The sequence below is a fragment of the Pseudomonas sp. Sample_23 genome, from assembly GCF_004307595.1.
Lineage (GTDB): Bacteria > Pseudomonadota > Gammaproteobacteria > Pseudomonadales > Pseudomonadaceae > Aquipseudomonas > Aquipseudomonas atacamensis.
This window is the reverse complement of the sequence record NZ_RCNX01000105.1, coordinates 21,447-34,193: the sequence shown is the minus strand read 5'-3', so window position 1 is coordinate 34,193 and position 12,747 is coordinate 21,447. Positions and strand designations below refer to the sequence as shown.

General features: G+C 61.5%; 12 protein-coding genes. 9 read left to right on the top strand and 3 right to left on the bottom strand.

The annotated features are described in order from the left end of the window. The first annotated feature begins 36 nt into the window (after positions 1-36). The 8 genes from D8U82_RS27715 (at position 37) to D8U82_RS27675 (ending at position 6,829) form a co-directional block, all read left to right on the top strand. Positions 37-1,359, top strand: a complete 1,323-nt coding sequence (locus tag D8U82_RS27715; RefSeq protein WP_130903360.1) for an MFS transporter — start codon at positions 37-39, stop codon at positions 1,357-1,359. A gap of 146 nt (positions 1,360-1,505) precedes the next feature. Continuing rightward, positions 1,506-2,498 carry an AraD1 family protein gene (gene araD1, locus D8U82_RS27705; RefSeq protein ID WP_130903358.1) on the top strand — a complete coding sequence of 331 codons (993 nt, stop codon included), beginning with the start codon at positions 1,506-1,508 and terminating at the stop codon, positions 2,496-2,498. Between the two features lie 9 nt (positions 2,499-2,507). After that, positions 2,508-4,088 carry an aldehyde dehydrogenase (NADP(+)) gene (locus tag D8U82_RS27700; RefSeq protein WP_110603689.1) on the top strand — a complete coding sequence of 527 codons (1,581 nt, stop codon included), beginning with the start codon at positions 2,508-2,510 and terminating at the stop codon, positions 4,086-4,088. 239 nt (positions 4,089-4,327) lie between these two features. Beyond that, complete coding sequence (locus D8U82_RS27695; RefSeq protein ID WP_123442283.1) at positions 4,328-4,639, top strand: DUF5629 family protein; 312 nt, start codon at positions 4,328-4,330, stop codon at positions 4,637-4,639. After that, on the top strand, positions 4,626-5,801 hold the full coding sequence (locus D8U82_RS27690) for a lactonase family protein (protein WP_130903357.1): 1,176 nt from the start codon (positions 4,626-4,628) through the stop codon (positions 5,799-5,801). The genes D8U82_RS27695 and D8U82_RS27690 overlap by 14 nt, the downstream gene beginning before the upstream one ends. A 155-nt stretch (positions 5,802-5,956) precedes the next feature. Beyond that, on the top strand, positions 5,957-6,136 hold the full coding sequence (locus tag D8U82_RS27685) for a hypothetical protein (RefSeq protein ID WP_016775003.1): 180 nt from the start codon (positions 5,957-5,959) through the stop codon (positions 6,134-6,136). 226 nt (positions 6,137-6,362) lie between these two features. Next, positions 6,363-6,575 (top strand): hypothetical protein, encoded by a 213-nt coding sequence (locus D8U82_RS27680; RefSeq protein ID WP_130903356.1) that lies wholly within the window; start codon positions 6,363-6,365, stop codon positions 6,573-6,575. Next, positions 6,572-6,829, top strand: a complete 258-nt coding sequence (locus tag D8U82_RS27675; RefSeq protein ID WP_039763921.1) for a hypothetical protein — start codon at positions 6,572-6,574, stop codon at positions 6,827-6,829. Before D8U82_RS27680 ends, D8U82_RS27675 begins: the two co-directional genes overlap by 4 nt. A 124-nt stretch (positions 6,830-6,953) precedes the next feature. Here D8U82_RS27675 and D8U82_RS27670 read toward each other — a convergent pair whose 3' ends face one another. From D8U82_RS27670 to D8U82_RS27660, 3 genes are read right to left on the bottom strand one after another with little or no spacing between them, the layout of a single operon-like run. Further along, the gene (locus D8U82_RS27670) at positions 6,954-7,550 is read right to left on the bottom strand and encodes a glutathione S-transferase (protein WP_130903355.1); all 597 of its coding nucleotides are present in this window, start codon (positions 7,548-7,550) and stop codon (positions 6,954-6,956) included. Continuing rightward, on the bottom strand, positions 7,547-11,188 hold the full coding sequence (locus D8U82_RS27665) for an AAA family ATPase (RefSeq protein ID WP_130903354.1): 3,642 nt from the start codon (positions 11,186-11,188) through the stop codon (positions 7,547-7,549). Before D8U82_RS27665 ends, D8U82_RS27670 begins: the two co-directional genes overlap by 4 nt. Next, positions 11,185-12,429, bottom strand: a complete 1,245-nt coding sequence (locus tag D8U82_RS27660; protein WP_056789434.1) for an exonuclease SbcCD subunit D C-terminal domain-containing protein — start codon at positions 12,427-12,429, stop codon at positions 11,185-11,187. Before D8U82_RS27660 ends, D8U82_RS27665 begins: the two co-directional genes overlap by 4 nt. On the opposite strand from D8U82_RS27660, the gene D8U82_RS27655 reads away from it, so the two are divergent. Then, entirely contained in the window at positions 12,415-12,633 is a 219-nt protein-coding gene (locus tag D8U82_RS27655; RefSeq protein WP_130903353.1) for a hypothetical protein, read from the top strand. The genes D8U82_RS27660 and D8U82_RS27655 overlap by 15 nt on opposite strands. The last annotated feature ends 114 nt before the right edge of the window (positions 12,634-12,747 follow it).

The window sequence follows — 12,747 nt, the reverse complement described above, 5'->3', positions numbered from 1 at the left end:
GAGGTTCTATAAAAACAACAATCGGAGACCGATCTCATGAGCCAGGAATTGCGGCTTGTCCGGCGCATCACACTGAAACTGATTCCCTTCCTGATCCTGCTGTACCTGATCGCCTATGTGGATCGCTCCGCCGTCGGCTTCGCCAAGCTGCACATGGGCGCCGACATCGGCATCGGCGATGCCGCCTACGGCCTCGGTGCCGGATTGTTTTTCATTGGTTACTTTCTTCTAGAGATTCCCAGCAACCTGATGCTCGAACGCTTCGGCGCGCGGCGCTGGTTCGCGCGGATCATGATCACCTGGGGCGCGATCACCATCGGCATGGCCTTTGTGCAAGGACCGCACAGCTTCTATGTGATGCGCTTTCTGCTCGGCGCGGCCGAGGCGGGCTTCTTCCCCGGCGTGCTGTACTACATCACCCAATGGTTCCCGGTGCGCCATCGCGGCAAGATCCTTGGCCTTTTCATCCTCTCGCAACCGATCGCGATGATGATCACCGGTCCCGTGTCCGGTGGTTTGCTGGGCATGGACGGCATCCTCGGCCTGCACGGCTGGCAGTGGCTGTTCATCGTCATCGGCACGCCGGCGATCCTGCTGACCTGGCCGGTGCTGCTCTGGCTACCGGACGGCCCGCAGCAAGTGAAGTGGATGGATCAGGCGGAAAAAGACTGGCTGACCGGCGAGCTGAAAAAGGACTTGCAGGAGTACGGCCAGACCCGTCACGGCAACCCTCTGCATGCGTTGAAAGACAAACGCGTGTTGTTGCTGGCACTGTTCTATCTGCCGGTGACCCTGAGCATTTATGGCCTCGGCCTGTGGCTGCCGACGCTGATCAAACAGTTCGGCGGCAGCGATCTGGTCACCGGGTTCGTCTCGTCGGTGCCATACATTTTCGGGATCATCGGCCTGCTGATCATTCCGCGCAGCTCCGACCGTTTGAATGATCGCTACGGCCACTTGGCGGTGCTCTATGTGCTCGGAGCGCTGGGCCTGTTCCTCAGTGCCTGGCTGTCGCTGCCGGTAGCGCAACTGGCGGCGCTGTGTCTGGTGGCGTTTGCGTTGTTCTCGTGCACCGCGGTGTTCTGGACCTTGCCGGGGCGTTTCTTTGCTGGCGCCAGTGCCGCGGCGGGGATTGCCTTGATCAACTCGGTGGGCAACCTCGGCGGTTACATCGGGCCGTTCGTGATCGGCGCATTGAAGGAATACACCGGCAATCTGGCTTCGGGGTTGTACTTCCTCTCGGGCGTGATGGTGTTCGGGCTGATTCTGACCGGCATTGTTTATCGCGTGCTGGAGCGCAAGCACGTGCTGCCCGTCGACCAGTTCGCCGCCAGCGCCCGTGGCGCGACCCGAACCTGACTGACCAACACTGGCCCCTGTGGGAGCGAGCCTGCTCGCGAAGAGGCCATCACATTCAACACTGTTGGTGACTGATACACCGCTTTCGCGAGCAGGCTCGCTCCCACAGGGGGATAGCGGCGTTTTTGATGGAACAGGAGAAAATCATGCATCTGGTTCAATTCGAATTACCCAACGGCGAGCGCCGTGTCGGCGTGGTCGTCAACGGTCAGGTCCGCGAAGTCGAGGACGCCCGCAGTGTCCGTGATCTGGCCCTGGCCGCAATCGAGGCCGGCAGCTCCCTTGAGGAGCAAGTGCAAAGCCTCGGCCTCGGTGCCAGCCACGACTATGGGCAGTTGCTCAAAGACCTGCGCATCCTGCCGCCACTGGATCACCCGGATCCGGCGCACATGCTGGTCAGCGGTACTGGTCTGACCCATCTGGGCAGTGCTTCGGCGCGGGACAAGATGCACCAGCAGGCCGGCGATGAAGCGGCGATGACCGACACCATGCGCATTTTCAAATGGGGCGTGGAGGGCGGTAAACCAGCGGCGGGGCAGGCCGGCGTGCAACCAGAGTGGTTCTACAAGGGCGACGGCAGCATTGTCGTGCGTCCGGGGCAGCCGTTCCCGCTGCCGCCGTTCGCCGAAGACGCCGGCGAAGAGCCGGAGATGGCCGGCCTGTATGTCATCGGCAACGATGGCAAGCCGTATCGCCTCGGTTTCGCCGTCGGTAACGAGTTCTCCGATCACGTCATGGAACGCAAGAATTACCTGTACCTGGCGCACTCGAAATTGCGCAGTTGCAGTTATGGCCCGGAACTTCGTACCGGTGAATTGCCTCAACACCTTGCCGGCACCAGCCGAATCCTGCGTGACGGCGAAGTGCTCTGGCAGAACGAGTTCCTCAGCGGCGAGGCCAACATGTGCCACAGCCTGGCGAACCTCGAGTACCACCACTTCAAATACAGTCAGTTCCTGCGTCCGGGCGACGTGCATATTCACTTTTTCGGCACTGCGACCCTGTCGTTTGCCGACGGCATCCGCACCCAGCCGGGCGACACGTTCGAGATCAGCCAGGCCGACTTCGGCGCACCGCTGGTCAACGGTATCGCACCGGTTCAGGCGGCTTTTGAACCGGACAGCATCGGCACCCTTTAAGGAGATCCCATGACTCAGATTCTCGGTCACAACTACATCGGCGGTCAGCGCAGCGCCGCCGGCAGCGTCAAACTGCACTCGGTCGACGCCAGCACTGGCGAGGCCCTGCCGCACGATTTCATTCAGGCCACGGCCGAAGAAGTCGACGCCGCCGCCAAGGCCGCCGCGGCGGCTTACCCGACCTATCGCAGCCTCAGCGCCGAACGTCGCGCGCAGTTCCTCGACGCGGTCGCCGATGAACTCGATACGCTTGGCGACGATTTCGTTGCCGTGGTCTGCCGCGAAACCGCGCTGCCCGCCGGACGCATTCAGGGCGAGCGCGGTCGCACCAGCGGGCAGATGCGTCTGTTCGCCAAAGTCCTGCGTCGCGGCGATTTCTACGGCGCGCGGATCGATCAGGCATTGCCGGATCGTCAGCCGCTGCCACGTCCGGATCTGCGTCAGTACCGCATCGGCCTCGGCCCGGTCGCCGTGTTTGGTGCGAGCAACTTCCCGCTGGCGTTCTCCACTGCCGGTGGCGACACCGCAGCAGCACTGGCCGCCGGTTGCCCGGTAGTGTTCAAGGCCCACAGCGGCCACATGGCCACGGCTGAACTGGTCGCCGACGCGATCATTCGTGCCGCAGAAAAAACCGGTATGCCCGCCGGCGTGTTCAACATGATCTACGGTGGCGGCGTCGGTGAATGGCTGGTCAAGCATCCGGCGATTCAGGCCGTTGGTTTCACCGGTTCGCTGAAGGGCGGTCGCGCCCTCTGCGACATGGCTGCCGCTCGTCCGCAACCGATCCCGGTGTTCGCCGAGATGTCGAGCATCAACCCGGTCATCGTCCTGCCCCAGGCACTGGCCACGCGTTCGGAAACCGTTGCGCGTGACCTCACCGCTTCGGTGGTGCAGGGTTGCGGTCAGTTCTGCACCAACCCGGGTCTGGTGATCGGTATTCGCTCGCCGCAGTTCAGCGCGTTTGTACAGCAAGTCGCCGCTGCAATCGGTGATCAACCGGCGCAAACCATGCTCAACGCCGGCACCCTCGGCAGCTATGGCAAAGGCCTGGAAAAGCTTCTGGCGCACAGCGGCATCGAGCATCTGGCCGGTAATCCGCAGCAGGGCAATCAGGCGCAGCCGCAGTTGTTCAAGGCCGATGTCAGCCTGTTGATCAACGGTGACGAAGTGCTGCAGGAAGAAGTGTTCGGTCCGACCACAGTGATCGTCGAAGTGGCCGATCAGGCACAACTGAGCGCAGCGTTGCACGGCCTGCACGGTCAATTGACCGCGACGATCATCGGCGAGCCGTCTGACTTCGAGCAATTCGCCGAACTGACGCCGCTGCTGGAACAGAAGGTCGGGCGCATCCTGCTCAACGGTTATCCGACCGGTGTCGAAGTGTGCGATTCCATGGTGCATGGCGGCCCGTACCCGGCGACGTCCGATGCGCGCGGCACGTCAGTGGGTACGCTGGCGATCGATCGCTTCCTGCGCCCGGTGTGCTTCCAGAACTACCCGGACAGCTTGCTGCCCGAGCCACTGAAAAACGCCAACCCACTGCGGATTCAGCGCCTGGTGGATGGCAAGCCATCGCGAGAGGCGATCTAGCCAACACCGCGATTTTTTGTGTTGATCGTTCCCACGCTCTGCGTGGGAATGCAGCCCGGGACGCTCTGCGTCCCATTGGAACGCGGAGCGTCCCTAGAGGCATTCCCACGCAGAGCGTGGGAACGATCAAGTGGCACACCGCTTTCGCGAGCAGGCTCGCTCCCACAGAGGTTCCAGCAGGGGCCTCTGGATCACATTGGGCTATCATTGGCCCTTTCCCCCTAGAAAGACTGTTTGCCATGACTGCCCAAACCCTTCTCAACGCCCTCGAACATTGCGGTATGGTCGAAATCGATGGCCTGCACGCCTTCGAATTCGCCCTCGACGAGGACGATAACCTGCACATCGAATGCATCGATGGCCGCGAAGCCAAGCACTGGGAATTCACCCCGGCGCAGGTCGCGCAAGCGACGTTCGATGAGACGCTGCAGAGCTGGCTGATCGTCGGTTACGCCAGCGACACCAAGACCACGGGCGAGCATCGTCTGGTGTGCGTCGGCGACGTAGTCAGCAGCAGCGACGATGAGGATGACAATAATGAAGATGCGTAATTTCTGGCCTTTGCTGATGGCCGGCAGCGTCGGCGCGATGGGGCTTTCCAGCGCCTCTGCCGAAACCTTGCAATTGCTGGTCGGCTCCTACACCGCCGGTTCCAGCCAGGGCATCTACCGCATGCAGTTCGACAGTGCCACCGGCCAGATCGACGCCAAGCCGCTGCAAGTGGTCAAGACCGAAAACCCTTCGTGGCTGACCCTCTCGAAAGACCAGAAACGCCTGTTCGTGGTCAACGAAAACGGCCCGGGCCAGACCGATCCGGTCGGCCGCGTCAGCAGCTTCGCCATCGACCCGAAAACCCATGCGCTGAGCCTGATCAATCAAGTGCAGAGCCTCGGTAACGAGCCGACCCATTCCAGCCTCAGCGCAGATGCCAAACACCTGTTCGTCAGCAACTACTCGGTGATGGAAGATCCGGGCGGTACCCTGGCGGTATTGCCGGTCGATGCCGACGGCCAGCTGAAACCGGTGGTGCAGATGAGCGGCCACCCGGCCAGTCGGGTCAACCCTGAGCGTCAGGCTTCCAATCACGTGCACTCGACCGTGTCGTCGCCGGACGGGCGCTATGTGTTCTCCAATGATTTGGGCGCGGACAAGGTTTTCATCTATCAGTACGACCCGAAGGCCAACCCGCACCTGCCGCTAACCCCGGCGAAAACCGCCTCGGTAGCCTTGCCGGCCGGCAGCGGCCCGCGTCATCTGCTGTTCAGCGCTGATGGCAAACACGCTTGGCTGACCATGGAGATGAGTGCACAGGTCGCGGTGTTCGACTACAACGACGGCGTCCTGACCCAGACGCAACTGGTCGATCTCGCGGCGGGCCAGCCGACCTCGGACAAAGCCGGCGCGGCGCTGCATGCTTCGGCTGACGGCAAGTTTCTCTACGTGAGCAATCGCGGCACGGCCAATCAGCTCGTAGTGTTCAGCATTGATCCGGCGACCGGTCAGCTCAAAGAGCTGCAAAAGCGCTCTGTCGAGGGCGATCACCCGCGCGAGTTTGCCCTCGATCCGAGCGGTAAATTCGTCTTGATCGCCAACCAGAAGAGCAACCAGATTGTCGTCGTCGAGCGCGATGCCAAGACCGGTCTGCTGGGCAAAACCGTGCAAAAACTGCCGATTGACGCGCCAAGCGATCTGAAATTCCTGGTGCGACAATAAGCCACAGGCTCCGGTCTGCGGGGCCTGCATCGTTGTATTAATTGCACTGATATCGGCTAATGCTACAAAAGATTTCAAGCGAGTAACCCTCGAGCGTTACGTTTGTTTCACAGCCCGCCGGGCAAACCAAGCAAACGAACACGAGGGTTACCGCCATGAATTTCAATCTCTTCTCCGTCATCGCCGCTTCCGCCATTTCTGCCACCGTGGTATTGCCAGCCGGTGCCAACGTCGAAATCGCCAGCAAAAAATCCCACACCCAGAGCTACACCCAGAAATACCTACAACAAAGCGCCAACTTCTACGCCGCGCTGGATCACAAAACCCAAGCCTGAAATTGCCGTCTCCTTGTTGGAGCTGCCGAAGGTTGCGATCTTGATCGCAGCCTTCGGCAGCTCCTACGCGCGCGTGCGTTCTGCACTCATAGGTTTTCTCTCGCCGGCAAATAGAGCCGCTAAATAATCAACGAAGCTGATATTCACCATTGCAAACCCTGAGTGGTTGCTTCGGCTTTTTTGATTGATTCTGTGGCCATCGAAACCTTTGCCCACGGAGAACACCATGGCCAGCGCAATCCTCACTTCCGCCAAACGCGGCGCCTACCTGGCCATCGGTCTGTACCTGGCCGTGGTGCTGTTCGTCAGCATCGGCGCACAGATGGAACACAGCTTCGACGCCCCGATCGACGTCGCCCACCCCGGCATCCAGTTCGAACTGCGCTCGCAAAGCGCGATGGCCGACAGGGCCGAACTCGCAGGAGTCGGCGGCGCATGAAAGGCTACAGACTCTGGGTCATCGCCAGCCTCGCGCTGATGACCAACGGCGCCTCACTCCTGGGGTTTGGCCAGGGCTCGGTGGGCGGTTTGGCCCGGGCCATAGAGGCCAACCACAACATCGCGCACAACATTGAACGCGCCAACACGCTGGGGCTGATGGCCGGCAATCCACCGGTCAAGGTCGCGGTGGATTTTCTCGGGCCGTTTGAAGTGGATTGCATGGCGCTGGGCATGTGCAACGCCCTGGCCTGACGAAGATCGTTCCCACGCTCTGCGTGGGAATGCCTCAAGGTACGCTCCGCGTTCCAATGGGACGCAGAGCGTCCCCGGCTGCATTCCCACGCGGAACGTGGGAACGATCAAGAGGGAGAGAGGGTTACTTCTTCATGATCGAGATGAACAGCTCGGATTCGAGCAAGCGCTGCAACCAGGCCTGCAAGCGAACATAAGGCGTCTGCGCGAACCACTCGCGATCAACATGAGCGAACTGTCGGACGAAGGGCAGCAGGGCGATGTCGGCGAGACTGAGCCGGTCACCCAGCAAATAGTCGTGGTCTGCGAGCGTCAGATCCAGATAGTGGGCGATCATCTCGCACTGCATGCGATAGACCTCCATCGGTTGCTCTGGATAACGCTCAGCGTATTTGTAGTGGTTCAACGAAGTCTTGAATCGTTGATCGTTCGTCTCGATCAGCATGTCCATGATGACGTCAGCTCCCGGATCATCCTTGAACAACCAATCATCCGGATCATTCTGCGCCAACGCCCAGCGCATGATCTGCAGACTCTCATCGATCACCACGCCATCGGCATTCAGCACCGGCACGGTGCCCTTGGGCGAGAGCGCGAGCATCTGCGCCGGTTTGTCCTTGAGACTGACTTCGACAATCTCCACCGGCAAGCCCGCATAACGCAGGGCCATTCGCGCACGCATCGCGTAAGGGCAGCGGCGGAAGGAATACAGCGTGTTCATATCACCTCCAGCGTGCTCAAACCATTGCCCTGGCGCCGCACCTGAATCTGCACCGGAATCCGCTCGTGCATTTCCTGCACATGGGAAATCACCGCCACCTTGCGTCCCTGCGCCTGCAAGCCATCGAGCGCGTCCATGGCCAGTTGCAAGGATTCCGGATCTAGGCTGCCAAAGCCTTCATCGATAAACAGCGACTCGATTTTCAGCGTGCTCGACGCCATCGAGGCCAGACCCAGCGCAAGGGCGAGTGATACGAGGAACGTCTCGCCGCCGGAAAGCGAATGCACCGAACGCAGTTCGTCGCCCATTTCCGTGTCCATCACCAGCAGGCCGAGCATGCTGCCGCCGCGTTTGAGGCGATAGCGTTTGACCAGTTGGCGCAGCTGCGCGTTGGCGTGATGCACCAGCAGGTCGAGGTTGTAGGCCTGGGCGATCTTGCGGAAGGTGTCGCCGGTGGCCGAGCCGATCAAGGCACTGAGCCGCGCCCAGCGCTGGTACTCGGCATAGGCGTCGGCGATCTGCTGGGCCAGCGCCTGATTGGCGTTCTGCCGGCGCTGGTCTTCAACCTGTTCGGCGCGCAGTTCGGCGCACTGCTGCTCGCTGACGGCGAACTGGTTTTGCAGCTCGGCGAGGGCGCTGTCCAGCTGTTCGGCGTCAAGATTGCCGTCCTGCCGGGCCTGGTGATCGAGCAGACGCTGATCGCGCTCCTGCAACAGGACCTGCGCCTGTTCGATGGCTTTTTCGTTGTGCTGAAGGGTCTGGCGCAGCGTGGCGACTTGCGCGTCGTCGAAGCGCAGCAAGTCTTCAAGGCCGCCGTCATTCAGTTCCGGATGGCTGGCGCGCCAATCGGCGATCTTGCCGGCGAGTGCCTGGTCTTCAGCTTGCAGTGCTTGCAGGCGTTCCTGTTGGGCCTTGAGCTCAGCGGCGATCTGCACCAGTTGCGTGCGCACACTTTGCAGCTCCTCAGCGGTGCTGGTTTCGGCGACGCGCGCCTGTTCCACCGCGTGTTCCAGCTGCCGCTGCCAGTGCTCGGCGCTGTCGTGCTCGCCAAGTAACTGCGCGAGTTTTTCCTGACAGCTTTGCTGCTGCTCGGTCAACGCCGTGAATTGCTGTTCGGCACTGTGCAGCTGCTGAGTGCGCAGCTGCTGGCGATCCTGCTCTTTCTCCAGCGTCTGCTGGCGTTGCTGCTGTTCGCTCAGTTCTTCCCTTTGCTGCTCGAGCTGAGACAGACGCTCGGCAATCTGCCGGTCCAGCTGCATGAACGTTGCCGCCGGCTCCAGGCGCAATGCCTCAAGTGTGTCGGCGGGCAGCAGCGGGCCGAACGCGCTGAGTTCTTCTTCAAGGCGCTGACGGTCGCTGTTGAGTTCATGCTGCTGATGGCTCAGCTGTTGCGCCGCTTGCTGATGCGCCACTTCAGCCTGACGCAATTGCTGCGACAAGCGCGCCGCGTCCTGTTGCAAGGTGAGCAGCGCACTTTGGCGTTGTTCGTCCTGAGTGATGCTCTGGTTCAACTGCTCGGTCTGGCGGCTGAGCCAGGCGTCGCGTTTGTCGGCGTCCTGATTGAACAGTTGCGCGGCCAGCGGATGCGCATCGAGGCTCGGGGCCAGGGCTTGTTGCTGCGCCGCGAGTTGTTCCTGTTGCCGCAGCAGCTCTTTCTGTTGTGCGATCACGCCACCGACTTCGCCGCGCAGCTCGATCAGTTTTTCCTTGAGCTGATCCACCACTTGCTGGGCGTTGGCCTGTTCGCTTTCATCGTGACGGCCAAGGCTTTGCAACAGCGCTTCGGGCTGATGATAGGGATGCTCGTTGCTGCCGCAGACCGGGCAGGGCTGATCGTCCTGCAACTGCGCGCGCAACTCTTCGACACTGGCACTGCGCGCCAGCCGCTGCCGCTCGAGCAGTTCGCGAGTGACATGGAGGGTCTGCTCGGCGACGGTCAGTTCGGCCTTGGTTTTCACACCGTCCTGGGTCAAGCGTTCGCGTTGCTGCTGCGCGTCGAGCTGGCGTTGTTGCAACTCGGCGCTGCGCTTGTCCAGATCCTGCTGAGACGCCCACAGGCGCGACAGGTCTTCGATTGCGCGCAGCTGTTTCCGGTTGTCCTGCAGCAAGGTGCCAAGCAGGCCGATCTGTTCGGCGACTGCGTCCGGCTCTGCGCCGGCTTCTTTGAACAGCACTTCCAGTTGCTGTTTGTGCGAGGCCAGTTGCTCAGCACTGTGCGCGGCGTTCTGTTCGAGCGACGCCAGTTCGCTCTGGCCCTTGTTCAAGCGGTTGCCGATCAGCATCAGCTGTTGCAGACGGTCGCGATAGGCGCTCCAGGCATCGCTCAACGGCGCCAGATGGGCACTCTGCTCAAGCTCAGCGGCGATGCGTTGCAAACGCGCGGCGACTTCAGTCTGCTTTTCCTGCAAAGCCTGAATCGCGCTCTGGCCATCCTTGAACGCTTGCTCGGCCGCTTGCCGGGCTTCGGCACTGCTGGCGGTGTCCTTGATCAGGCGGGCGAGGGTGCTTTGCTCTTCGAATGCCTGACGCAGCAACGGCGCATTTTCGCTCTGGCGTTGTTGCGCTGCGCTCAGGGCGACTTTCGCTGCGTCGAGGTTCTGTTCCAGCTGCGTCTGGCGTTCCCCGAGTGCCGCGTGTTGTTGCGTGTGCGCGGCAATCTGCGCCGCCAGTGGTGTCAGCAGCGCATCGAGCTCGGCCTTGCGCGCGAACTGATGGCGTTGCGGGCCAAGCTGTTCCAGACGCGTCAGCTTCACCCGCTCGCCGGCCAGGGCCTGCCATTGCTGTTGCGCGGTTTGCAGTTGTTCGCTGGCCGCTTGCTGCGCTTCCTGCAACAGACGCAAATCCTTCAGCCAGGCATGCTGTTGCTCAAGCTGTTTGAGCTGCGCTTGTTGCGCCTTCATCTGTTGCTGCGCGGTGTTGAAACGCTCGTCGAGTTCGGCGCGGGCTTCCGGTGCCAGCGGCGTCACGCCGGTAGCCTGATCCTGCAACAGCTTGTGCGCTTCGCGGGCCTCTTTGGTCTTGTCGAAGGCGCGGCGGCCGAGGCGGGTGTAGAGCGCGGTGTCGGTGAGTTTTTCCAGCAGTTCACTGCGGTCGTTGTCGTCAGCCTTGAGGAACGCACTGAACTCACTCTGCGCCAGCAGCACAGCGCGAGTGAACTGTTCAAAGTTCAGGCCCAGCGCGGCTTCCAGCTGGGTTTTGTATTCGCCTTTCTGGCTGGCGAGCAGTTGATCCTGATCGATGTCGCGCAGGCTCTGCCGGCTCGCTTGCAACTTGCCGCCAGCCTTCTCGCGAGCACGATTGGCTTCCCAGCGCGCGCGATAGCGGCGGCCATCGACGCCGACAAAATCCACTTCGGCATAGCCTTCGCCGGTACCGCGACGCAGCAAGGTGCGCGGGTCGCCAGTGGCGATTTCACCGTCAGCATCCGGGACTTTCGCATCACGGCCGGTGTTGTTCAGACGCGGCACAGCGCCAAATAGCGCCAGGCACAAGGCATCGAGCAACGTGCTTTTGCCGGCGCCGGTGGGGCCGGTGATTGCGAACAGACCGGCGCTGGCCAGCGGTTCAGCGGTGAAATCAATCTCGAACGGCCCGGCCAGCGAGGCCAGGTTCTTCAAACGAATGGCGAGAATCTTCATGGCTGCTCGCCCTCCAGTTGCACGTCCTGCAGCAGTTCAGCGAAGTCCTTGAGCGTCTGCTCGTCGACCTCGCTGCCGTAGTTGTCGAGCCAGGCGCGGCTGAACAGTTCCTGCGGGGTGAGCTGGTCGAGTTCGATCAGCGTGCTGCCGTCATCGCTGCCATCGGCGCCACGATTACCGGCGTATTCAGCGGCGATGCGCACCAGACGCACGGCTTTGCCTTGCAGCGCGGTTTCCACTTGATGGCGCAGATCCGGCTGCGGCTCATCGAGGCGCACGCGCACTTCCAGCCATGGTTGGCGTTGGGTTTCGGCGAGCAGATCGATGTTCGGCAGGTCGGCCAGTTGCAGCAGAATCTCGGCCAGCGGCGCCGGGCCGATGCGCTGCAGATTGACCGAGCGCGGGATCAGTTTCGGCTCTACGCTGACCAGAGTTTCACCGTCGAGGACCACATCGAGAATCTGATGCTGATAACCGATTTCGGAGAACGACAGCGGAATCGGCGAGCCGCTGTAGCGAATGCGCTCCTCGCCGTTGACCTTCTGCGGCTTGTGCAAATGGCCGAGGGCGACATAGCTGATGCTTTCGCCGAACAGGCTGGCGGGTAGCGCTTCAGCATTGCCGATGATCAGGCTGCGCTCGGAATCCTCCGACACCGAGCCCCCGGCCATGTGCGCGTGGCTGATAGCGATCAACGCCTGCCCGGGCTGGCGCTTGGCATTCGCCGCCGCGATCAGCCATTCATGCACCTGACCGATGCCGCGCAGATAGTTGTCACCCAGATGCGCGCCAGTGACTTCCGCCGGGCGCAAGAACGGCAGCGCCAGACACCACGCGGCGATTTCTCCTTGGGCATTCGGCAGCGGCAGCAACAAACGTTCGGCGTCGAGCTGCCCGTCATCCAGCCACAGCACCCGACCCAACGCATGGGTGCGCAAACGCCGCATCAACGGCGCCGGCAGCTCGATCCGCGAACCGGAATCATGGTTGCCGGCGATCATCACAATGGTCAGCAACGGCTGCTGTTCGTGAGCGCTGACGATGAAATCGTAGAGGCGTTCCTGAGCTTTGACCGGCGGATTGACCGTATCGAAGATGTCCCCGGCGATCAGCAGCACATCCGGCTGCGCCAAGTGCAACTGGCGCAGCAGCCATTCGAGAAAACACGCGTGCTCGAAATCGCGCTCCTGGCCGTGCAGGTTTTGCCCAAGGTGCCAGTCGGAGGTATGGAACAGACGCAAGGTGGACTCCGCTACAGAAAAGAGGTGATGGCCGCAGATGAAATGAGGGCGGCGAAAGAGGGGAGAGTTTACAGATTATTGCGCCGGTGGGGCTTATCGCGCAGGCGGGCGGTGAACGGTGCAACGGGGATTCCGGCACAACCGCTCATCGAAATCGATTTTTCAACGCATCCATTAATTGACGTCAAAATAGTGGCCATCTAATATCGCGCCACTATTTTGATACTAGTGCGCTATTGCAGGGATGCCAGCGACTCTTTGCGCTCATCCGCGCCGCTTTCCTGCGGAGCATGGCACCTGATCAGACCGATTATTGCC